General features: G+C 54.5%; 12 protein-coding genes and 1 tRNA gene. 9 read left to right on the top strand and 4 right to left on the bottom strand.

Going from position 1 to position 24,819, the window contains the following annotated elements; genetic code table 11:
* Nucleotides 1-56: 56 nt before the first annotated feature.
* On the bottom strand, nt 57-1,388 hold the full coding sequence (locus HND56_12710) for a thiolase family protein (protein QKK06487.1): 1,332 nt from the start codon (nt 1,386-1,388) through the stop codon (nt 57-59).
* A 354-nt stretch (nt 1,389-1,742) separates the two neighbouring features.
* On the opposite strand from HND56_12710, the gene HND56_12705 reads away from it, so the two are divergent.
* The 5 genes from HND56_12705 (at nt 1,743) to HND56_12685 (ending at nt 16,464) form a co-directional block, all read left to right on the top strand.
* Nucleotides 1,743-2,603, top strand: a complete 861-nt coding sequence (locus HND56_12705) for a hypothetical protein (protein QKK06486.1) — start codon at nt 1,743-1,745, stop codon at nt 2,601-2,603.
* 306 nt (nt 2,604-2,909) lie between these two features.
* Nucleotides 2,910-11,177 carry a type I secretion C-terminal target domain-containing protein gene (locus tag HND56_12700; protein ID QKK06485.1) on the top strand — a complete coding sequence of 2,756 codons (8,268 nt, stop codon included), beginning with the start codon at nt 2,910-2,912 and terminating at the stop codon, nt 11,175-11,177.
* Nucleotides 11,178-11,328: 151 nt separating this feature from the next.
* The gene (locus tag HND56_12695; GenBank protein ID QKK06484.1) at nt 11,329-12,687 is read left to right on the top strand and encodes a TolC family outer membrane protein; all 1,359 of its coding nucleotides are present in this window, start codon (nt 11,329-11,331) and stop codon (nt 12,685-12,687) included.
* Nucleotides 12,688-12,834: 147 nt separating this feature from the next.
* Nucleotides 12,835-15,111, top strand: a complete 2,277-nt coding sequence (locus HND56_12690; GenBank protein ID QKK06658.1) for a type I secretion system permease/ATPase — start codon at nt 12,835-12,837, stop codon at nt 15,109-15,111.
* A gap of 12 nt (nt 15,112-15,123) precedes the next feature.
* Complete coding sequence (locus HND56_12685) at nt 15,124-16,464, top strand: HlyD family type I secretion periplasmic adaptor subunit (GenBank protein ID QKK06483.1); 1,341 nt, start codon at nt 15,124-15,126, stop codon at nt 16,462-16,464.
* A gap of 34 nt (nt 16,465-16,498) precedes the next feature.
* Here the strand turns inward: HND56_12685 and HND56_12680 are convergent, their stop codons facing one another.
* Nucleotides 16,499-16,831 (bottom strand): hypothetical protein, encoded by a 333-nt coding sequence (locus HND56_12680; protein QKK06482.1) that lies wholly within the window; start codon nt 16,829-16,831, stop codon nt 16,499-16,501.
* A gap of 7 nt (nt 16,832-16,838) precedes the next feature.
* Nucleotides 16,839-17,558: a DNA polymerase III subunit epsilon gene (dnaQ, locus tag HND56_12675; GenBank protein ID QKK06481.1), complete on the bottom strand. Its 720-nt coding sequence runs from the start codon at nt 17,556-17,558 to the stop codon at nt 16,839-16,841.
* 93 nt (nt 17,559-17,651) lie between these two features.
* On the opposite strand from dnaQ, the gene HND56_12670 reads away from it, so the two are divergent.
* The 4 genes from HND56_12670 to HND56_12655 all read left to right on the top strand — a co-directional run bounded on the left by HND56_12670 (nt 17,652) and on the right by HND56_12655 (nt 23,581).
* A complete protein-coding gene (locus tag HND56_12670) occupies nt 17,652-19,985 on the top strand; it encodes a 3-hydroxyacyl-CoA dehydrogenase (GenBank protein QKK06480.1) in 2,334 nt (777 codons plus the stop codon).
* Between the two features lie 8 nt (nt 19,986-19,993).
* A complete protein-coding gene (locus HND56_12665) occupies nt 19,994-22,381 on the top strand; it encodes a PAS domain-containing protein (protein ID QKK06479.1) in 2,388 nt (795 codons plus the stop codon).
* Nucleotides 22,382-22,909: 528 nt separating this feature from the next.
* Nucleotides 22,910-22,986 (top strand) — tRNA-Met (locus HND56_12660).
* A gap of 31 nt (nt 22,987-23,017) precedes the next feature.
* Complete coding sequence (locus tag HND56_12655; GenBank protein ID QKK06478.1) at nt 23,018-23,581, top strand: hypothetical protein; 564 nt, start codon at nt 23,018-23,020, stop codon at nt 23,579-23,581.
* Nucleotides 23,582-23,607: 26 nt separating this feature from the next.
* Here HND56_12655 and dnaJ read toward each other — a convergent pair whose 3' ends face one another.
* A complete protein-coding gene (dnaJ, locus tag HND56_12650) occupies nt 23,608-24,762 on the bottom strand; it encodes a molecular chaperone DnaJ (GenBank protein QKK06477.1) in 1,155 nt (384 codons plus the stop codon).
* Nucleotides 24,763-24,819: the final 57 nt, after the last annotated feature.

Raw genomic sequence — 24,819 nt, 5'->3', positions numbered from 1 at the left:
AAAACTTAAGATGCCCGGCGCCTCGTTCGAAAAAGCGCCGGGACAACTCTTAAGGCTTAGCCGCGTTTAAACGGGTTCCATGAACGCTTGCGCGCCACAGGTTTTTCCGCAGGCTTTTCCATTGTTTTCGCAGGTGCCGGTTTCGGCTTTTTATTATCATTGGACGGATGTTCCAGAATGGTGGCAATCCCTTGACCGCCGCCGATGCACATCGTCGCCAGCGCGTAACGTCCGCCGTCACGCTTCAGGATTTGCGCCGCTTTACCGGTGATACGCGCGCCGGAAGCTCCCAGCGGGTGACCCATGGCAATCGCGCCGCCATCCTTATTGACTTTATCCAGATCAATACCCAGCTCTTTCAGGCAGGCAAGTCCCTGCGCCGCAAAGGCTTCGTTGATTTCCACAACATCAATATCGCTGATATCCAGATTGGCGCGTTTCAGCGCTTTTTTCGTGGCTTCAACCGGACCCATACCCATGGTTTCCGGATCGCAGCCCGAAACAGCCGTGGATTTGATTTTCGCCAGAATCGGCAGACCGTGTTTCTTGGCAAATTCTTCGGTCGTGACCAGAACGGCGGACGCGCCATCCGTCAGCGGCGAAGATGTACCGGCTGTGACCGTGCCGCCATCGGCTTCTTTTTTGAAGGCGGTTTTCAGTTTGGACAGACCTTCTTTGCTGGTACCCGGACGAATACAGCCGTCATGATCGACTTTGCTGCCGTCTTTTTTGGTAATCTCGACGATTTCATCGCGGAACAATCCGGCGATATCGGCTTTATTGGCTTTCTCATGTGAAGAGACAGCCAGGTCTTCCTGCTCCTCGCGGCCGACATGATATTTGTCGGCAACGATCTCGGCCGTTTCCCCCATACCCATATAAACGCCCGGACGGTTTTCGTAGATATCCGGATTCGGCGCGGGGTTAAAACCGCCCATCGGCACACGCGACATTGATTCAACACCTGCCGCAATCACGGCATCGGCGGAACCCAGCGCAATCATACCGGCGGCATCATGAATGGCCTGCATGGAGGAACCGCAGAAACGGTTAATCGTCACACCGGCGGTTTCTTTCGGCAAATCGGTCAGGAAGTTGATATTACGGCCGACATTCAGACCTTGCTCCGCTTCGGGAAAGGCCGTGCCGAGTTTGACATCTTCGATCAGATTGGGATCAACACCGGTTTTTTTCAAAAGGCCGTTAATGGTTTGCGCTACCAGATCATCCGGGCGCACATCTTTCAGCTCGCCTTTATGTGCGGGCGTGAAGGGGGAGCGAACGTAACCTGCAATCACAACGGTTCTCTCTGTCGAAGCCGGTGTCGATTTTTTCGATGCGGGAGTTGAAGCCGCAGATTTCTTCGTTACTTTCTTCTTTTCAGCCATGGGAGCACTACCTTTCTTTCCTGGAAGATACTTTAAAAAACGGGTTTTATTACCTGTTCACAATATCCCGCAGCGGTTTCGACCGTCCGCGAGTAACCATATAAATTTGATATATCCTGTTGCTTGTAAGAGCCATAAATTAGTAGCACAGGCGGGATAGGGCTGTAAAGACAAATATAATGCACATTTCCGCTATATTTATCATAGAGTTAACCCATGAAAAACCCGCCATTTTTTCATAAAAACAGGGCGAAAATGGAAACAGAATATGTCGTATTTCGAGTCGATTCCGCAATATTCTTGACAGATTTACCGTATCTCCTTTACGCTGACGGACATCACAGGAAAGACATAATGATGCCGCAGAAAAGGCCGCAAAAACAGGGAAAGAAAACACCACGCAAATATCTGCGTGCGGCGGCGCTTTCCGCCGTTTTCGCCGCCGTTGCGATTCCCGCAACCGCAGAAGCGCAAAGCTATCACCCCTCCGAAACCGCGACCAGCAGTGAAATGCGCAGCGCGGCAACCAGCTTTCAATACAGCTACCGCAATTTGTCGGAACTGCCGCTGCGCCGCCTTGACAGCTGTACGCATGTCACAGCAGAACCGCAGATCAACAGCACCGTCACCGTCAAGGAAACCGTTTACGACCATACCAGTCTGACGGTCGCCGATCTGGATGCGTTACATCACAACTTCCTTCCCGACTCCACCCAGACGCTTGGCGTCACCAGCGGCAATTACAGCTATAGCGTCAATGTCAGCGGCACAACCTATCGCGTTAATGGCGAGGATTGCGTCCATCTAAAAGACATTGATATCGACGTCACCTTCTCGCAGAAAATCCAGACCGCCGCGGAGCTGCTGGATCACAGCTGTTACAAGGATGACGTCACAGAACATGAGGAGCTGCACGCCATGTTCAACAAAACCGCCATCGAAAATTACGGCGCGGTCATTGACGATCTGGTCAAAGCCAATGCCGAAAAGGTCAACGGACGTGTTGTGCCGCGCGGAAAGACAGCAACAGATGTGATAAGCGATATGCAGGCGCTGTTCAGCAGCACGGTGCGCGACACATTGGAAGCCGCCGTCAAAAAAGCGGACACAAAACACAGCCGTATCGACACTTTTTCCAACTACCTCAAAGAACAGAAAGAGACCGAGAAAAAATGCGGTTATGAACTGCCGCGATTCTCTGCCCCGAAGAACTGATTTCCACACCTGATTAAACATAATTATCAGTTTGACAATATGTCAAAAGAATGTTATAACTCTGCAGAATCTTTATGGTTTCCGCGATAGAATCAAGCATCAGCCAGTGGCTTATGCTTGTTTTTTTCAGAAGCGTTAAGGGTTTTTTAGATTTATTGTTTTACTTTGGTATTGGAAATGCTTAGAACATGGGGGAAATTCGGGGTTTTCCGGTTTCCGGCAGGGACAAAATCTTGAAGGGTGCAAGCCGCACGAATAAGCGACCACGCAAAAGCAGGGAAATAAAGGCAAAAGAGGTACGAGAACATGGCAATCGAACAGAATATTGAAACCGGCAATCAAAACGTCACCGTTTTTGGAAAACCGGATGCGGGAATGACGGCAAGTGTCGAGATTTCCGGTACGGAACGGGTACTTCTGGATTTCCCCACCACCGAGCTCAGCAAAGTCTCCGTCAATACCGAGGGCGCCTTAAGCATCGGCTTTAAAGACGGTTCCAGCCTTATTATCGAAGATTACGCCGCAACACTGGGTGCCGAAAACCCGCCGACCGTTCAAATCTCGGGCGGTGATGTCATCGACCTCAGCGTTTTGGTATCCAGCCTGTCCTCTTCCGTTTCCTATGATCAGGATGTCGCCGCTGCAGACATGAACGAGATTGCCCCCGCCGCCGGTGAAGAAGCCGCTGAAAAAACAGAGGAAAGCGAAGTTGTCGCCTCTGCCGACCAGGTCGCCAATACCGATACGCAAAATCTTGAAGCACAGGGAACGGTCGATCCGACACAGCTTGGCTATCAGGAACCCGCCCCCGAAGTCATCCAGAAACCGGGCGCAGGAGAAACCGTTACGATTTCAATGGATGCCGGTAAAAGCTATACGCTTGGATTCGGCATTGACGCGCCGCAGGATGCCGGTGTTATCAACAACAATCTTGTCATCAGCTTTGGTGACGGGGCACAGATTATCATTCCGAATTACAGCGTCGTCGCAGATGCAACGGAACTGCAGCTGCCTGACGGATCACCCGTCAAGGTTTCGGATTTCCCCTCCATGGTCTCGCTGGCAACACAATTGACCGAGATCGAGCCTGCCGCAGGTGACGCCGCAGGCGGTGGCGGCAATACCGGATTCGGTTTCCAGACACCCTATCAAAGCACGGATTTTAACGGACTCGAGGATATCGGCCCGATCAACCCGACCGCGCTGGATTACCGCGCGCCCGACCGTGAATACCAGCCGCCGCTGCAACAAGCGGAAACCGTCACGCTGGTTGACGGCGCGGAACTGGTCGATGAAACCGATCTCGCCGCAGGAACGCAAAGCGTTTCCGATAGTTTGAATGCGACTTTCAGCTCCGGCTCCGGCACATTCGCCGCAACAGGTGCGGCGACGGTCACATCCAGCGTTCCGCTGACCTCCGAAGGCCAACCGGTCACCGTCACACTGACAGGCGACACCTATACAGGTACGACAGCCGGCGGCACGACCGTCTTTACATTGGTTCTTGACCCTGCCACAGGAAATTACACCTTTAATCTGATCGGCACGCTGGATCACCCCGATACACTGGATCCCGATGATGACATCACCATTGATTTCGGTGTCACGGCCACAGGCAGCGGCGGCGGAACGGCTGACGGCTTTATTACCGTCACAGTTCTCGATGACGGCCCGGTTGCCAATGATGATTTCGCGACATTCTTTAAAACCGCAGGCAGCACGACAGGTAATGTGATCACAGGTGCCGGCAGCACAACCCCTGCCGCTTCCGCAGATGACCTGTCCCAGGATGATACCAATACCGTGACCGAAATTTCTTTCGGTGCCACAACCGTTGCCGTTCCGGCAGCGGGATCCGTGACCATTAACGGTAATAACGGTACGCTCGAGATTTTTGCAGACGGAACATATACTTACACTTATACCGGCGAGACGAACCCCGCCGATGATGTCTTCACCTATCTGCTGACGGATGGCGACGGCGACAGCGATCCCGCCACATTAACCATCAATGCGGACGGACAGCCGACAATCGGTCAGGCCGCGCAGGCCGTTGACGAAACCAATTTCGATGCCGGCAATCTGACGGTCAGCGATACGGTAACCGTTGATTATGACGGCGACGGCCCCGGCACAGTTGCCGGTGACAACAGCTCGTCTTCCACAGCGCCGCTGATTTCCGGCGGTGAAGCCGTCACCATTACATTTGATGCCGGTTCGGGAACCTATACGGGTGAAACCGCAGGCGGTGCGACGGTCTTTACACTGGTTATTCTGCCGAATGGCGATTACACCTATACGCAATTCCTGCCTTTGGAGCATCCGAATGCGGCTGACCCAAATGATACGCTGACCATCAGCTTCGGCATCAACGCCACGGATAGCGACGGCGATGTCGGCAGCGGCAATATTCTGATTACCGTCTATGATGACGGCCCGGTTGCCAATGACGATTTTGCAAAAATGGAAACCTCCGACACGTCGACAGCAGGTGATGTGATCACCGGTGCCGGCAGCGTCAACCCGGCAGCAGCCGCGGATGAGCTGAGTGAAGACGGCGGCAACGATGTCACCGAAATCAGCTTCGGCGCAACAACACTGGCCGTTCCCGTCGGCGGCAGCGTGACGATTGACGGTACTTACGGTACGCTGGAGATTTTCTCCGATGGCTCCTACACCTATACGCTGGATCCCGCGCACGGTATTGCGTGGAATGACACTGTTACCGAAGAATTTACCTATGTCCTGACGGATTCCGACGGCGACAGCGACCCCGCCATTCTGAAACTTCAAATCCATGACAATTCCGTGGAAGAAGTCAAAATGAAAGGCGACGACCTGACGCTGGATGAAACAAATCTGGATACGGGATCGCTGGTTCATAATGATACCGTGACAGCCACATTCGAATCCGGTAGCGGAACATTTTCCGCCACAGGCGAAAGCAGCGTTTCTTCAAGTGTGCCGCTGACCTCCGAAGGCCAACCCGTCACCGTGACCCTGTCCGGCAATACCTATACGGGTACGGCGGCAGGCGGTGCGACGGTCTTTACGCTGGTTCTGCAAACAGACGGCACCTATGCCTTTACGCTGATCGGCACACTGGATCATCCCGATACGCTGGATCCGAATGACGATATCACCATTGATTTCGGCGTCACCGCCACAGGTAGCGGCGGCGGAACCGACACGGGCACAATTACCGTCACCATCCTTGATGACGGTCCGGTCGCCCATGATGATTTCGCGAAAATGAATACCTCCGATACCACGGCAGCCGGTGACGTCATCACCGGTGCGGGCAGCGTCAATCCGGCGGCATCCGCGGATGCGCCGAGTGAAGACGACACCAATACCGTCACGGAAATCAGCTTCGGCGGCACAACGCTGGCCGTGCCCGACGGCGGCAGTGTCACAATTGACGGTACCTACGGCTCGCTGGAAATCTTCTCCGACGGTTCCTACACCTATACGCTGGACCCTGCGCACGGTATTGCATGGAATGACACCGTCACCGAGGAATTCACCTATGAGCTGACAGATGGCGACGGCGATGCCGATACCGCCATTCTGAAACTGCAGATCAAAGATAATTCTGTCGAAGAAGTCAAAATGAAAGGCGATGACCTGACGCTGGATGAAACAAATCTGGATACGGGCGCACTGGTTCATAATGATGCCGTAACAGCCACATTCGAATCCGGCAGCGGAACATTCTCGGCAACGGGCGAAAGCAGTGTTTCTTCAAGCGTGCCTTTGACCTCCGAAGGTCAACCGGTCACCGTCACACTCTCCGGCAATACCTATACGGGTACGGCGGCGGGCGGTGCGACCGTCTTTACGCTGGTTCTGCAACCGAACGGCACATATGCCTTTACGTTGATCGGCACACTGGATCATCCCGATATCCTTGACCACAATGACGATATCACCATCGATTTCGGCGTCACCGCCACAGGCAGCGGCGGCGGAACGGATACCGGCACAATTACTGTCACCATCCTTGATGACGGTCCGGTCGCCCATGATGATTTCAACAGTTTCGAAGCCGCAACAACAGGTAGCGATTCAACAAACGGTAACGTTATCAGCGGTGCCGGGAGCGTTGATCCGGCAGCCGCCGCAGACGAGCTGAGTGAAGATGACACCAATACCGTCACCGAAATCCAGTTCGGCGGCACATCTGTTGATGTCCCCGCAGGCGGCAGCGCCACAATTGACGGTGATTACGGTACGCTGGAAATGTTCTCTGACGGTTCCTACACTTATACGCTGTTCAATAACTGGGGCGATCTGATTTCCTATGACTTCACGGAAACCAATAACTTCCCGCCGGTTGTGGAAGGCACGTCAATCTACGGCCTTTATGACAGCCAGCTGGGTATTGCCTCCGGTAGCCTTGATGTCGATTACGACACCACAGGGTCGGTAACCTTCGTTTCCGAAGCGGCAGGCTATAACAATACGCTGGGTGTTTACACCATCGCCGCTGACGGCACGATCGGTGAAGTCCAGTTTATTATCCAGAACGGTAACACCGCCTCTCCGGGCGATACGGTCGATTTCGACATTCCCGGCAGCGGTGGTCAAAGCATCGGTTTCTTCCTGATTGCCGATGGCGACACGCTGAATAATTACGGCGCGCTTGATCTTGTCGGCGGCTCGCTAGAATTCATCTATAAAATCGGTACGCCGGATGAACGCCCCGCCACAATCCATGACAACGGCGCAGATATTACGCTGGTGCATCAGGATCCGGGCGGTGCGATTACCGTTCTGCAAGATCCTCCGGGCGGTGGCGGACATCATCAGGTTTTCCACACGACAGACCGTGCGGATGCCTCCCCTGATCTGAACCCCGACGGCACCGTACGTGTCCTTTCCGGCCTTGCGCCGGACGGCTCGCTGCGCATCGGTTTTGAAGATCTGCCGAATTTGGGAGACGAGGATTACGACGATCTGGTCTTTGACCTGACCATCGGTCCCGACTGCCCCAGCGATGTCTTTACTTATGAACTGACGGATGGCGACAGCGACACCTCAACAGCTGATTTGACGATTAAAATCATGCCTGATGACGTACCGCAAGTTGTGACGCCTGATCCCGTTATTGTGGATGAAACGGATTTGTCTGCCGGTAACATTACCTTCTCCGACAGTCTGACAGCTGATTTCGGTGCGGATGCGCCCGGCACATTCGCCGCAGGTGATGCAAGCACATTCGGCTTTGGCGGTTCTGCCGCAGGCGGCAGCCTGACCTCGGAAGGCATCCCGGTCACCGTTACCCAAACAGGTGACACCTTTACAGGTAAGGCCGGTACGGAAACCGTCTTCACCCTGCAAATACTGGCAAATGGTGATTACACTTTCACACTTATCGGCACGCTGGACCACGCAAACCCGGCTGACCCCGATGATGTGATCGAACTCACTTTCGGCGCCATCGCCACCGATAATGACGGTGAATCCGCGACAACGACCATTACGGTCAATGTCCATGATGATGGCGTAACGGCTCATGATGATTTCGCGAAGATGGAAACATCCGACACCTCGACGGCAGGTGATGTCATCACCGGTGCGGGTAGCGTCAATCCGGCTGCATCTGCCGATGCCACCAGTGAAGATGACGCCAATACCGTCACGGAAATCAGCTTCGGCGCGACAACAAAGGCCGTGCCCGATGGCGGCAGCGTCACGATTGACGGTACTTACGGTACGCTGGAAATCTTCTCCGACGGCTCTTACACCTATACGCTGGACCCTGCGCACGGTATTGCGTGGAACCAGACCGTCACCGAAGAATTCACCTATGAGCTGACAGATGGCGACGGCGATAATGACACCGCCATCCTGAAACTGCAGGTGAAAGACAACTCGGTTGAAGAAGTCAAAATGAAAGGCGACGACCTGACGCTGGATGAAACCAATCTGGATACGGGATCGCTGGTTCACAATGATGCCGTGACAGCCACGTTCGAATCCGGCAGCGGAACATTCTCCGCAACGGGCGAAAGCAGCGTTTCTTCAAGTGTACCGCTGACCTCCGAAGGTCATCCGGTCACCGTCACGCTCTCCGGCAATACCTATACGGGTATGGCAAACGGCGTTGCTGTCTTTACGCTGGCCTTGCAGCCCGGCGGCGCTTATGCCTTTACGTTGATCGGCACGCTGGATCATCCCGATACGCTGGATCCGAATGACGATATCACCATTGATTTCGGCGTCACCGCCACAGGTAGCGGCGGCGGAACGGATACGGGCACAATTACCGTCACCATCCTTGATGACGGCCCGGTCGCCCATGATGATTTCAACAAATTCGACGCCTCTACGGGTGGTACGGATGGTGATGTCGTCACAGGTGAAAACGGCGGCGCAGGCGCTGCCGACAGCCTCAGCGAGGATGATGCCAACACAGTGACCGAAGTCTCCTTCGGCGCAAACACTGTCGCGGTTCCCGATGGCGGCTCGACCACGATTGACGGTGATTACGGCACGCTGGAGATTTTCTCCGACGGGTCTTATAACTACACGCTGTTCCCGGGTGCCGGCGGTTTCGATATCCCCGGCGGCGGCGGAACACTTGCGCCTGTTGCCGGTGATGTTGCCGGAACAAGCGACACATTCACCAAAGACGGTATCACCGTAACCTCCACAAACGGCGCTGACCTCAGATGGGTCTCGCAGGACGGCTCCGGCATCGGTATCGCAGGCGGCGGATCAGACAAAGTCTGGCCTGCAGGCGAAACCCTGAATGTTGCACTGGCACATGCTGCGGAAACCATCACGGTGAAAATCGCCGATATCGGGGCAAATAACCTGAATGGCGGCATCGACTTTAAGGTCTATGTTGACGGCAACCCGACACCCGTGGATTACGAATTTGCCATTGGCAGCACGACTCCGGTCGGCGGTGTGATTACCATCACACTGGATGCAAGCAGCTTTGGCGGCGACATCACAGGCTTTGACGTTTACTCCGTTAAAACCGCAGGCGGTCTGGATGCCTCATCCTTCCTGCTCAATGATGTCACCTACAGCTATCCGGGAACACCGGCTTCCGATATTTGCGACGTGTTCGAATACACGCTGACAGATGGCGATGGTGATATTTCGACAGCACTTCTGACCTTGAAGGCGGATTCGCCGGTTCTGAAAGTCGGCAAAAACGTCGATGATGCCGACAGCTCGACCACAAGTTACGAAGTCGGGGACGGTACAGGCGATATCGTCGGTACGGGTTCCGGTGATATTCTGGTCGGTGATGTCGGCGGCGCCAGCATGGAAACGCAGGAGCAAGACTATAATATCGCTCTGATCCTTGATGTCAGCGGCTCGATGAGCGGCAGTAAACTGACGCAGCTGAAAAGTGCCGTGACAGACATGCTGAACGACTTCAACAGCTATAACGGCGGTGATGTGAAGGTTCATTTCGTACCTTTCGCAACCTCTGCCCAAACCGGTGCAACCTTTGACGTCGGCACGGCGGCAGGTCTTGCCGCAGCGATCAGCTTCGTTAACGGTCTGTCCGCAAACGGATATACCAATTACGAGGATCCGATGCAGGATGCGATTGCATGGCTGTCCGGCAGTGAACCGATCTCCGGCGCTGAAAACTACACCTATTTCGTCAGTGACGGTGAGCCCAACCGCTATGTCAATAACAGCGGCGGCACATCAAGCGGCAGCGCCGCAACCGTGATGGATGAAATCGGCGCTGACGGCACACCCGCAGACGGCACGAATGAGATCGCCAGTCTGCAAAGCCTCAGCACCGTCATCGGTATCGGTATCGGTGTCAGTTCCACAACGCTGGGACGCCTTGACCTGATCGATTCAAACGGTGATGCGCTGAATGCGTCCGTTGATGATCTGTCGGCAACGCTGACAGGCGCCAGCCCGCTGAACCAGCTGAGCAGCGTCGGTGACGATGTTCTGACCGGCGGTGACGGCGGCGATATGATCTTTGGTGATGCTTTGTTCACCGACGGTCTTGCTTCGGCACATGGTTTGTCCACACTGCCCGGATCGGGCTGGGAGGTCTTCGCCCGTCTTGAAGCCGGCGAAAGCGCAACCAACCCTGACTGGACGCGTGCGGATACGATCGAGTATATCAAATCCCATGCCGAAGAACTGGCCGCAGAGTCAATCGGCCCGTCCGGACAGACCCGCACAGGCGGCGATGACGAAATCTACGGCGGCGGCGGAAATGACTTCATCTACGGTCAGGAAGGCGATGATCTGCTCTATGGCGGTGACGGCGATGATGTTCTGTCCGGCGGTTCCGGTGCAGATACCTTTATCTTCCATGCCGGAGATACGGGCGTCAACACAATCACCGATTTTGATATCGCTCAGGGCGACACGCTGGATATCAGTGATGTTCTTGCCGGGTTTGACCCGCTGGCGCATACGCTGTCCGACTTCGTCAAGGCAACACCGGATGGCGGCAATACGCTGCTGCAGGTGGACCCGACAGGAAGCGGCGCTTTCCAGACAATTGCCGTCCTTGAAGGTGTCAATAGTGTTGATATCGATGCCCTCTTTACAAGCGGTAATCTGATCGCCTAGGCGCAAGCGGAGGGTTTTAATCGCGTAAACGCAATCGGATAGTTTTGATTGCAGAACGCAAAGGATTATTGCATCATATAAAAGACTTCTGTATAAGGAGGACAACGGAGCGTGTTGTCCTCCTATCATCTTGAAATGAAGGAAAAAGAATATGTATAAGCGAACAGGGAAAAAGTTTTGGCAATGGGGTGCCGCTATTGCTTTATCCTGCCTCATGGCAGTTCCTGCTATGGCCGAAACGCCGGCAATTCAGGTATCCGGTAAAGACAAAGATGTCACATTGATGGATGCCATCGGCAAAGGGCTGATTATGAATCCGGAATACCGCATCGTTGCCAATGACCGCCGTGCAACGGATGAAGAGCTGGAACAGGCAAAAGCCCTGTGGAAGCCCTCCGTTGATTTCATCGGTGAAACCGGCTGGGAATATACTGACAGCCCCAGCATTAACGAGGAAAGCCTGTGGCATAACCGCGCTTCCTTAACGCTGACACAGCTTTTATTTGACGGTTACGGCACGCAAAGCGAAATCAAACGCCAAACGGCGCGTGTTGAATCAACCTCCAACCGCGTTGCTGAAACAGCTGAATTCCTTGGTCTCAGCATTACCGAGGCATTCTTTGATGTCTTGCGCCAGCGCGATCTGCTGTCAATTTCCCGCGCCAATGTGCAGGATCACCTGAAAATTCTCGACACGATCAGTCAGGGTGTTTCCAGCGGTACGGCCACAGAAGGCGATCTGGCGCAAGCCGAGGCGCGTCTGGCCTCTTCTCGCGCGACGGAAGCTTCGATCCGCCAGTCTCTGCGCGAAGCGGAAGCACTGTTCATCCGCCAGGCGGGTGAAATGCCGGAAAATCTGGTTTTCCCGAATGTACCGCGCGACCTGCTGCCGCAATCTGTTGAAAACGCCGTTACGGATGCTGTAACAAAAAGCCCGACACTGGCCGTTTTTGAATCGGATATCGATGTTGCCCATGCCGAATTCGAAGGCTCCGGCTCCACGCTTTACCCGCAGGTTAATCTGGAAGTCAACGGCACCGCCTCGGAAGACATTAACGGTATTCAAGGCAGTGACACCCGCGCTTCGGCACTGGCCGTTGTTCGCTGGAACCTGTTCCGCGGCGGTGGCGATAAAGCCCGCCAGCGCGAATTCATGTATCGTCATGCAATTGCCAAAAAACGCCGCGCCGATGCCGCACGCCAGGTTGAAAAAGACGTCCGCGACACATGGGCCGGTATGGTTGCCGCCTCCGAACGTGCCGCACGTTTTCTGGAACAGGCAAATGCCAATGAAAAAGTCGTCGGCGTTTATCTTGACCAGTTCAGCCTTGACCGCAGAACGCTTCTTGATGTTCTTGATGCGCAGAACGAGCTTTTTGTCTCGCGCTCAAGCCATGTCAACGCACTCTATACCGAAATCTTCGGTATCTACCGCCTGCTGGCCCTGCAAGGACAATTGCTGGACTCCGTCGGGGTCGAGCGTCCGCGCGAAGCCAGCCTCGCGAACTAAAAACGCATTTTCCAATCCGGATTTTGGGGTCTGTCCCCATAATCCGGTTTCCGGAGGTCTTTGATTTTGGGTAAAGACGACACGAAAAAGCCGGACAGCGCTGCAGATAACACGCCGCCAAGCGGCGGTAAAAACCCTGCCGCTGCCATGGCGCAAGCCCAAAAAAACCCGCATAAAAACCAAGATAAAAATCAGACAGCCCAACCCGCAGAACAGCCCGCTCCGGATACGGCGGAAGCAAGCGCCGTCGGCCCCGCCGCTATGGAGGCCGAAAGACTGTCACTGGATGACCCGTTGATGGAATGCCTCGCCATGCTGGCGGGGGAATTCGGACGCCGCGTCACCGCCGTTGCGCTGGCAGCAGGGCTGCCGGTTCCGACGCACGGCCTTGTCACACCGGCTGTGTTTGTCCGCGCCGCCGACCGCGCCGGACTAACCGCCAAACTTGTCCGCCGCAATATCCCGTTTCTGGCCGGTGCGCCCAATCTGCCCTGTATCCTTCTTCTGAAAGGCGATCAGGCCTGTATCCTGCGCCGCCGTATTGATAAAAACACGGTGGAAGTCCTGTTTCCCGAAACGCCGGATGCGCCGGTAAAAATGACAATCGACGCGCTGGACGCCCGCCATGGCGGCTATGCCTTTTTTGTCCGCGCCCGCGCAAGGCTGGATGAACGCTCGGGGCAGAAACAACAGCAGGAACAGGCGCGGCACTGGTTCTGGGGTGCGATTATGCAGCACCGCAAAATTTATTACGAGGTCATCCTTGCCGCCGTCATGATCAATATGTTCGCGCTGGCCAGTTCACTGTTTATTATGAATGTCTATGACCGCGTCATTCCCAATAATGCCTTCACTAGTCTCTGGGTACTGGCAATCGGCGTGTTTATTGTGTTCATCTTCGATTTTATCCTGAAAAATCTGCGCTCCTTCTTTCTGGATGCCGCGGGGCGTAAAGCCGATAACACGATTTCCGCACGGATTTTCGAACAGATGCTCAGCATGAAAATGGGCTCGCGCCCGCCCAGCGCCGGAGCGCTGGCCTCCAATATGCGGGAATTTGAAACCATCCGTGACTTTTTCACCTCGGCAACGATTGTCGCGCTGATTGATCTGCCTTTTGTAGTGCTGTTCCTGTTTTTAATGTTCCTGATCGGCGGCAAGGTCTTTCTGGTACCGATGACGCTGGCCATACTGGTTCTGGCACTCGGCTGGTATCTGCAGCGCCCGCTGAACAAAACCATTGCGAAATCCATGCGCGAAGGCGGCCATAAAAGCAGCCTGATTTTTGAAACTCTCAGCGGCCTTGAAACCATCAAAGTGCAGGCCGCCGAAGGCTATATCCAGCGTAAATGGGAGGAAATCGTCGAACTCTCCTCCGATACTTCGATGGAATCACGGCGCATCGCCTCTTTCGGCGTTAATTTCGCTGCCATGACCGCCAATCTGGCGACGGTCGGCATTGTTGTCTACGGCACCTATCTTATCAGCGCGGGGGAGATGTCAATGGGGGCGTTGATTGCCTGCGTTATCCTGTCAGGCCGCACGATGGCGCCGCTGGCGCAAGTCGCCGGATTGCTGACGAAAATGGGGCAGTCAAAAGAGGCGCTGGAACGTCTGGAAGAGCTGATGGACACGCCGGTGGAGCGCCCGCCGAAACAGGTCTTTATTTCCAAACCGCTCGTACAGGGGAATATTTCCTTTAAAGATGTTGTCTTCCGCTATCCCGGACAATCGACTCCCGCTTTGAACAATATCACTTTTCAAATTCAACCCGGCGAACATATCGGCGTTATCGGCGCCGTCGGCTCGGGAAAAACCACGCTGGAAAGGCTGATATTGAATCTGTATCAGCCCGAAGCCGGTTCGGTACAGCTGGACGGCACGGATGTCCGCCAGATTGACCCCGCCGATCTGCGCCGCAGCATCGGCGTTGTCCAGCAAACGCCTTATCTGTTTTACGGCACGGTGCGCGAAAATATCACATTGGGGCATGAAACCGTGCCGGACAGCGTTGTCTTGCGCGCGGCGGAAATGGCCGGTGTGATGACCTTCCTGCGCGATTCCGAAGCCGGCCTTGATTCAAATGTCGGTGAACGCGGCGAGCTGCTCTCCGGCGGGCAGCGTCAGGCCATCGCCATCGCCCGCGCCCTGCTTTACGATCCGCAAATTCTCTTGCTGGACGAACCGACCGCGTCCATCGACCCCGGTTCCGAACGCCGCCTTTACCGTTATCTGGTCGAGGTCTGCAAAGACAAAACCGTGATGCTGATCACGCATAAAAGCTCGGTTCTGGGGCTTGTTGATAAACTGATTTTGATGGATCGCGGACGCATTATCGCTATGGGTCCGCGTGATGAGGTCATCCAGCGCCTGCAATCGGGCGAGTTTATGCGCCCCGCAGGAACAGCGGAACAGAAAGGGTAACGGGACAAGATCATGAGCGGCCGCGAATATGATTCACAAGACCTGCGCCAAATGGATGTCACGCGCGATTATAATGACGAAATGTCTGTTTACGGCATTTCGCGCCGCGAACATCTGCTGCTCTATACAATCGCCGCATTTTTCGTGATTGCCTTGCTATGGGCGGCTTTTACCGAGCTGGAGGAAGTCACCCGCGGTGACGGAAAAATCATTCCCTCCAGCCAGATACAGGTCATCCAAAGTCTGGAAGGCGGTATTATCGAGGAATTTCTGGTCCATGAGGGCGATACCGTACAGGCGGATCAGATTCTTTTGCGTATGCGTAATGTGCAAGCGAAATCCGAATATGCCTCACAGCGCAAACGCTATGTGTCGCTGCTGGCGGCACTGGAACGCCTGAAAGCCGAAGCTGAAGGTAAAGAGCCGCATTTCTCCGATGAATTAATAAAAGAGGCACCTGACGCCGTCCGTGCCGAAACCGACGCCTATTACGCCAATATGCGTGAATCCTCCAACCAGAGCAATGTTCTGGAACAGCAGCTGTCGCAACGCCGTCAGGAAGTCACAGAACTGCGCAAACGTATTTCCGATTTAAGAAGCATCGTTGCCCTGACGCGTGAGGAACAGGAAATGATTAAACCCGCCGTCGCCCGCGGCGCGGCACCGCAAATCGAGCTGATCCAGATTGAACGCCGCCTTGCCGAGCAGCAATCCGAGCTGAACGGGCTGCGCCTGGCACTGCCGCGTTCCGAATCCGCCGTCAATGAAGCGGAGGAGAAAATCAAAGAACAGGAAAACACTTTTCGCGCCCGCGCCCAGCGCGAACTGGCCAGTATCCGCCCTGAAATGGTCTCTTTAAAGGAAACACTGGCGACGTTCCGCGACCGTGAAGAACGTACGGAAATCCGCTCCCCCGTTCACGGCACAGTCAAAGACATGAAAATCACCACCGTCGGCGGCGTTGTCCGCCCCGGTGATCCGATTTTGGAGATCGTGCCGCTGGGTGATAATCTACTGATCGAAGCGCAGGTGCGCCCCTCCGACATTGCTTTTCTTTACCCCGGACAAAAAGCCGTTGTCAAAATCACCGCTTATGATTTTTCCATCTATGGCGGACTGGATGGCGAAGTTGTGGATATCAGCGCCGATACGATTGTTGATGAGCGCGGCGAAAGCTTTTACCGCGTCCGCGTCCGCACCAATGAAACCGTGCTGACCTATAACGGCAAAGAACACCAGATCATCCCCGGCATGACCGCCGGCGTCGATATCATCACCGGTAAAAAATCAATTATGGATTATTTGCTGAAACCCTTCATCAAAGCCTCCCGCACCGCCCTTAGAGAACGATAAGAAGAGAGAAAAAAGAAAGAGAAACGGAGAAGCGTTATTTTTTCTTCTTCATCTTCTTTTCCTGCTCATCCCGCATATTTTTGATGCCGCGATCCTGCGCGTGCAGATAGGCGAGGCCGTAAAACACCAGCAGCCAGACGGCAATACCAAGAATACAGCCCAGCATATTCGGTACAGGCCATTCCGCATAACTCATCACAGGGCCTTCCCAGACGGGCAGACCGGTTGCGCCGATCACATAAACGCTGACATACAGCATTGTGCCGGTAATGCCGTTATCAAGACCGAAAATATGATCCATCACCCCCGCCAGCATGGCGACGAAAACAAGGCTCACCCAGGTTTTTAGGATTTCACTTGAAAACATGTGCTTGCTACGCCTCCGCCGCGCTTTTCTGACCGTTTTGCCAAAGCGCGTTTTCGAGTTTGCCGATCAGTTCGCGATGTGCCGCCAGCTCCGCCTCCGGCACCGGAAAATCCCGCGCCGCACGCATTTCGCGCCGCTGTTGCAATCCGGCGGATTCTCCGTTGTTTTTGTCACTGTCCTGTCCGCCGCCCGCGCCGGAAAATCCCAGCCCGTGCTGCCGTCCGCCCATCAATTCAAGATAGACCTCGGCCAGCAATTCGGCATCCAGAAGCGCGCCGTGCAATGTCCGGTTTGAATTATCAATTTCAAAGCGGCGGCACAGCGCATCCAGCGTTGCCGCCGCGCCGGGATATTTTTGCCGTGCCATCAGCAGCGTATCCACCGCCTGTTCCATCGGCAGCAGTGATTTTTTTGCCCAGCCCAGCTCGGCATTCAGAAAATTCATATCAAAGGCCGCATTATGAATGACCAGCGGCGCATCCCCGACAAATTCCAGAAACGCATCCGCCACAGCGGCAAAAACGGGTTTATCGGCCAAAAACTCGTCGGACAAGCCGTGAACGCGGTAGGCGTCCTCCGGCATTTCACGTTCGGGATTAATATAGACATGATAGGTATTGCCGGTCGGAATCTGGTGCATCAATTCGACACAGCCGATCTCGACCAGACGGTGCCCTTCCGCCGGTTCAAAACCTGTTGTCTCCGTATCCAGAACGATTTCTCTCATAAAAATACTATACGCCGCTATGCACTTGAAATAAAGAGCCTGAGTGATATTCTATCAAGACAGTTAAGACAGGGATATGGAAGGGGAGAGCAGATGGAAATCAAAAAAGTCGCGGTCATCGGCGCGGGTGTGATGGGGAGCGGAATCGCCGCACAAATCGCCAATGCGGGCACGGAGGTACTGCTGCTGGATATCGTACCGAAAGATGCGGCTGACCGCGATATTCTTGCGAAATCAGCGATTGAAAAAATGCTGAAAACCGACCCCGCCCCGCTGATGCATCCGAAAAACGCCCGCCGCATCCATGCCGGAAACACCGAAGACCATCTCAAAGATATTGCCGGTTGCGACTGGATTGTCGAGGCTGTTTTGGAAAACCTCGATATCAAGCAAAAACTGTATAAAAGAATCGAGGAATTCCGCAAACCGACCGCCGTCATTTCCTCCAACACCTCCTCCATTCCGCTGCATCTGCTGACGGAAGGCCGCTCCGACAGTTTTAAAAAGCATTTTTTGATTACCCATTTCTTCAATCCGCCGCGTTATATGCGTCTTCTGGAGCTTGTCACCTCCGGCGAAACGGACCCCGCCGTCACAAAAAGAATTTTCGCCTTCGGTGATGCCGCGCTGGGGAAAGGGATTGTGCCCTGTAATGATACGCCCGGCTTTATCGCCAACCGCATCGGTGCCTTCTGGCTGCAGGCCGGTATGAATGAAGCTTTCAATCTCGGCGTTTCCGTGGAGGAAGCCGATGCCGTCATGTCCCGCCCCGTCGGAATCCCGAAAACGGGGATTTTCGGATTGCTGGATCTGGTCGGGATTGACCTGATGCCGCATCTGGCAAAATCGCTGCTTTCCACCCTGCCCGCAACAGATAATTACGCCGCCATCCACCGCGATTTCGACCTGATCGATAAAATGATCGCAGACGGCTATACCGGACGCAAAGGCAAGGGCGGCTTCTACCGTCTGAATAAGGCAGGCGGCAAAAAAGTCAAAGAATCCATCAATCTGAAAACAGGCGATTACGCCCTGTCGGAAAAAGCCGCACCGCCCGCCCTCGAAGCTTTTAAAAAAGACGGCTTGCGCGGACTGGTCAGCAGTACGGATAAAGCCGGCCAATATGCATGGCAGGTTCTCAGCCAGACCCTTTGCTATGCCGCCGATCTTGTGCCGGAAATCGCCGATAATATTTTCGCCGTCGATCAGGCGATGAAGCTGGGCTATAACTGGTCAAAAGGCCCGTTCGAGCTGATGGATGCGCTGGGCACAGCATGGCTGGTTGAAAAACTTGCGGAAGAAGACCGCGATATCCCCGCCCTGCTGAAAGATATTCACGGCAAAAACTTCTACAAAACCAAAGACGGCGTGCTGCATTATTTCGGCATTGACGATCAATACCATCCTGTCGAACGGGCGAAGGGCGTCTTGCTGCTGGAGGATATAAAACGCAAATCTTCCCCTGTGCATAAAAACGATTCCGCCGCCTTGTGGGATATCGGCGATGATGTGCTGTGTCTGGAATTTACCGCCAAGATGAATGCGCTTGATCTTGACGTTATGGCGATGATCCATGCCGCGATTGAGCAGATTTCCAGCAGTGATACCGACTATAAAGCGCTGGTCGTTTATAATGAAGGCACAAATTTCTCGGCAGGCGCCAATCTTTCCAAGGCGCTGGCCGTCGTTGACGAGGGCAACTGGCCTGCCATTGAAAGTCTGATTACCGAAGGCCAGCGCGCCTACCGCGCTTTGAAATTCGCGCCTTTCCCCGTCATCGGCGCACCTGCCGGTCTGGCGCTGGGCGGCGGCTGCGAAATCCTGCTGCATTGCGACGGTATCGAGGCATATGCCGAAACCTATTGCGGACTGGTCGAAGTCGGCGTCGGCATTATTCCCGGCTGGGGCGGCTGCAAGGAAATGCTGCTGCGCCATCACCACAAACGCAAAGCAGGCGGGCCGGTACCGCCGATTGCCGCGGCTTTTGAAACCATCGGCCTTGCCAAAGTCGCAAAATCCGCCGCCGAGGCAAAACAGCTGCTATTCCTGAAAGACAGTGACGGCATCACCATGAACCGTGACCGCCTGCTGGCCAATGCCAAAGCGCGCGCGCTGGAACTGGCAAAACATTACACCGCACCGGAGGGGGAAGAATTGCGCCTGCCCGGCCCTGCGGGACAACTGGCACTGATGATGGCGGTCAACGGGCTTGCCCATGCCGGACGCGCCACACCGCATGACGTCACCGTCTCCGAAGCGCTGACGGAAGTTCTCAGCGGCGGCAAAGACGGTGATGTGACCCAAACGCTCACAGAGGAAGATTTGCTGGCGCTGGAACTGCAAGGCTTTATGCGTCTTGTCAAAACGCCCGAAACCCGCGCCCGTATCGACCATATGCTGAAAACAGGGAAAGCCTTAAGGAACTAACCGCAAATATGCCCGTCCTGTCCGCCATACTGGATATCATTGTCCCCGGCCGCGCCAAGCTGAAACAGCTTGCCCGTGAAAACCGGCGGCTGGAAATGTTCCTGCGCGCCATCCCGTGGGAATATTGCGGCTGGAACCGTATCGGCACACAGGCCGTTTCACCGGGATTCGCCCGCATGATCGGCGCGACAAGCATTGACACCGTGATGGATGTGCAGAAATTCCTGACACCCGATGATGCCGCCGCGCTGGACGGGCTTTACGCCCATCTTGCCGAATATGGCGAACCCTTCCAGCTGGAAACCCGCCTGCCGGAAGACGGCAAAGGCGGCGGTCGCACCTTGCGCCTGATCGGTAAACGCGGACAGCTCCCCGGCATGGCAAGTGACGAGGTTTTTGATGTGATCTGGCTGCAGGATATCACGCAGGATTCCGAGCAGATGTCCGATGTCTCCGAGGTTTTAAAGACCACCGAAAGCCGCGAGAAGAAATGGCGCGATGTCTTAAACGCGCTGCCTTTCCCGCTTTGGCTGCGCAACCCCGATCTTGACATCGAATGGTGCAATAAAACCTATACGGATGTGCTGGGCGAAGCCTCGGCCTCCATTGTCGCCGAACAGCAGGAGCTGCCGACAACCATTATCGGCAAAAAAGGCAATAAAGGCGAACGCGGCAGCCGCACACTGGCGCGCCGCGCCCTTGCCGGCCATGATATCCAGACGGAACGCCGCCATCTGGTTGTTGACGGCAAACGCCGTTTTGTCGAAGTCTCCGAAGTGGCGGGCATGACAGGCTATGCCTATGACATCACCGCGCTGGAGGAAATGGAGGCACAGTTAAAGCACCATATCGCCACCCATCACGGCGTGTTGGAACAGCTGCGCACCGCCACGGCGGTTTTTGACGGCGATATGCGGCTGCAATTTTACAATACCGCCTATGAACAGCTCTGGGATCTGGACGGCAAATGGCTGAATGCCAAACCGAAGCTCTCGGAAATTCTCGACCGTTTCAGGGAAAACCGCAAATTGCCCGAACAGGCGGATTTTAAAAAATATCGCCAGCACTGGCTGAAACTGTTTTCCTCGCTGCTGGAACCTTATGAGGAAATGCTGTATCTGCCCGACGGCACGGCACTGCGGATGACGGTTGTGCCGCATCCGATGGGCGGGCTGATCATCACCTATGAGGATGTCACCAGCAGGCTGGAGCTGGAAACCTCCTATAACACGCTGGTCGCGGTACAAAAAGAAACGCTGGATAATCTGAATGAAGGGCTGGCCGTTTTCGGCGGCGACGGCTGTCTGAAATTGTGGAATCCGAAATTCGGCACTCTCTGGGGTCTGCCGCCGGAATCGCTGGAAGGTGCGCCGCATATCACCAAACTGGCCGAACAATTCGCGCCGCATTTCGCGCCGGAAACATGGGAAAAGGACAAGGAAACCATTATCCAGAACGGGCTGGAGCGCGGCATCAAAAGCGGGCGGCTGCGGCTTGCCAATGGTACAATTCTGGAATACACCGTGCTGCCGCTGCCGGACGGCAATATTCTCAACAGCTATTTCGATGTGACGGATGAAGCGATGGTTGAAAACGCCTTGCTGGAGAAAAATGCCGCGCTGGAAGAAACCGAGCGCATGAAACTCGACTTCCTCGCCAATGTCTCCTATCAGCTGCGGACGCCGCTGAACGCCATCACCGGTTTTGCCGAAATTCTCGATCAGGAATATTTCGGCACATTGAATGAGCGGCAGAAAGAATATACCGAGGGCGTGATCTCCGCCGCCAAACGTCTGGCTGATTTGATTGACGACATTCTCGACCTGTCAACGATCGAAGCCGGTTATCTGGAACTGACCCCTGCGGAGATGAGCGTTTATGCGCTGGTGCATGACATCGAAGATCTGGCGATGGAATGGGGGCGCAAACACAATATTCACATCACCACCAAATGCCCGAAAAATATCGGCCAGATCACGGCGGATGAACGCCGCTTGAAACAGGTGCTGATGAAGCTGGTCAGTAATGCCATTGCCTTCAGCCCCGATGGCGGACGCATTGAAATTGCGGCAAAGAAATACAGCAAAGAAGGCCATATCGCCATTACCGTCAGCGATACCGGCACGGGCATTGCGAAAGAGGATATGGAGAATATCTTCTCCCCCTTTGAAAAGGCCAAATACAGCAAACACCGCCGCAGCGGCGCAGGACTCGGCCTCTCCATCGTCAAACGCATTGTCGATTTACATGGCGGCGACGTCAAAATTGAAAGCGAACTCGGCAAAGGCACCGCCGTCACCCTGCTGTTGCCGCTCGCCGCCGCAACGGAAGAAGAAAAAGAAAAGCCGCAAAAAAAGCCCGTCAAAAAAGCCGTAAAGAAACCCGCCAAAAAATAACCCGCCACCGCCACCGCCATTCCCGCGCGGGCAGGGCTTCACAACTCTCTGGACACAAAAAGAAAAAACCGTCATTCCCGTGAAAACGGGAATCCATCCTCCATTGCCTTTTGCACACGCCCTATGGACTCCCGCTTGCGCGGGAGTGACGGAGAAAGTTGCCGCAAACCGCGCCGTCATTCCCGTGTAAACGGGAATCCACAATCTGTTGCCGATTTGCGCACACCGTATGGACTCCCGCTTTCGCGGGAGTGACGGAGAAAGTTGCCGCAAACCGCGCCATCATTCCCGTGTAAACGGGAATCCACAATCTGTTGCCGATTTGCGCACACCGTATAGACTCCCGCTTGCGCGGGAGTGACGGGCAATGTTGCCGCAAGCCGCATTGTCATCCCCGCGCAAGCGGGAATCCATACCGCAGCAGGCGCGCATCACAAAAAACTGTTATCCCCGCCGCCGCCATGCTATATAATCTTTGATTGTATAAACTTAACCATCGCAAGGCGGATTCTGCCATCTGCGACTTAAGGGCCTGTAGTTCAACTGGTTAGAACGCACCGCTCATAACGGTGTTGTTGGGGGTTCAAGTCCCTCCGGGCCCACCACCAACCTTTACCTGTAAGAGAAGCTTATAGTATGGACTGGAAAACATTTTTCTCTGAAATTATAAACTCCATTGCGTGGCCGTTCACTATTTTTAGCACCGTTTATTTATTCAGAAACGAGTTTTCACAAATACTATCAAGGATAAAAAAACTCAAGCACAAGGACACAGAAGTTGAATTCCGCGAAGGGATTGAACAACTAGAAAAAGTTTCTGGAAAACTATCCCCCCCCTCTGAAAAGAATCCTTTAAGGAAACAATACGAGACTCTAATTAGCTTAGCCGAAATATCACCCCGCGCAGCAGTAATAGAAGCGTTCAGAATCTTAGAACTATCCATCAGCGAGGCAATCCTGGCCAGCGAAGGAATAGAAGAGGCTAAGTCGCTATCACATGTGCTACTTCTAAGAAATAAAGGTGATTTTCTTGATGAAGAAAGTGACATCCAATTCAACTACTTAAGAAAGCTAAGGAACACTGCCGTGCATCTGGATGACTTCGACTTAGAGGGTATGCCTATCGAACTTTATATTGACATAGCTTTAGGGCTGGCAGATAAGGTCTCCAGAAAAGCCAGAAAGAAAAATAATAAATAAAAAGTGTTTCCGCGCAGAATGTTGCGCTACTCCGTCAAATCTTCCCAAAGGTCTTTCACCTTTTTGAAAAATTTATGCACTTTCGGTGTATTTTTCTCGGTGTCGTGATGGCTGAATTCTTCCAGCAGTTCTTTCTGTTTTTTGCTGAGGTGGACGGGCGTTTCCGCCATTACCTCCACATACAGATCGCCGCGCACGGGGCTGCGGAGCACGGGCATGCCCTTGCCTTTCAGGCGGAATTGCTGCCCTGTCTGCGTGCCGGACGGGATTGTGACCTCCGCCCGTTTGCCTTCAATGGTCGGCACTTCGATTTTGCCGCCCAGCGCCAGCGTTGTAAAACTGGCGGGAACGCGCGCGTATAAATTCGCACCGTCGCGCTGGAAAAATTCATGCGGTTTCACGGAAACAAAGATATAAAGGTCACCCGGCGGCCCGCCGCGCACACCGGCTTCGCCTTCGCCGCCAAGCCGCATTCGCGTACCGTCTTCGATCCCCGCAGGGATATTGACCTCAAGCGTTTTTTCTTTCCTGATTCTGCCCTGCCCGCCGCAATCCTCGCACGGGTCTGAAATCACCTGCCCGGCGCCGCGGCAATCATGGCAGGTGCGTTCCATCGTGAAAAATCCCTGCTGCGCCCGCAAACGGCCAATACCGCCGCAGGTTTCGCACACTTTGGGTTTCGAGCCTTTTTTCGCGCCCGCACCGCTGCAAGTGCCGCAGCTTTGCCATGTCGGAACGCGGATCGGCCTTTCAACACCTTCAAAGGATTCTTCCAGCGAGACGGAAACTTCATAGCTGATATCCGCGCCGCGCTGTGCCGCACTGCCGCCGCGTCCGCCGCCATTGCCATTCATAAATTCGCCGAACATCTCCTCGAATATATCGGAAAAATTTCCCTGAAAACCGCCTTGAAAGCCGCCGCCGAAACCGCCGCCCTGATGCCCGCCCATACCTTGTTCAAAAGCGGCATGGCCCATACGGTCATAAGCCGCACGGCGCTGGTCATCCTTCAGGATGTCATAGGCTTCACTGATTTCCTTGAATTTCTGCTCGGCGCTGTCATCACCGGGATTGCGGTCGGGGTGATGCTGCATCGCCAGCTTGCGGTAGGCTTTTTTCAGCTCATCCGCTGTCGCCGTTTTTGAAACGCCCAGCACGTCATAAAGGTCTTTTTTTGCCATGGTCCGGTCCAATATCTGTGCGTAACATGCGTCTCCCGCGCCCCGGCTTCACGCCGG

The organism is Pseudomonadota bacterium (assembly GCA_013285465.1).
In the GTDB taxonomy this organism is placed as follows: domain Bacteria; phylum Pseudomonadota; class Alphaproteobacteria; order Micavibrionales; family CSBR16-224; genus CSBR16-224.
The sequence above is the reverse complement of the archived record's forward strand: the minus strand, read 5'-3'. Positions and strand labels throughout refer to the sequence as shown.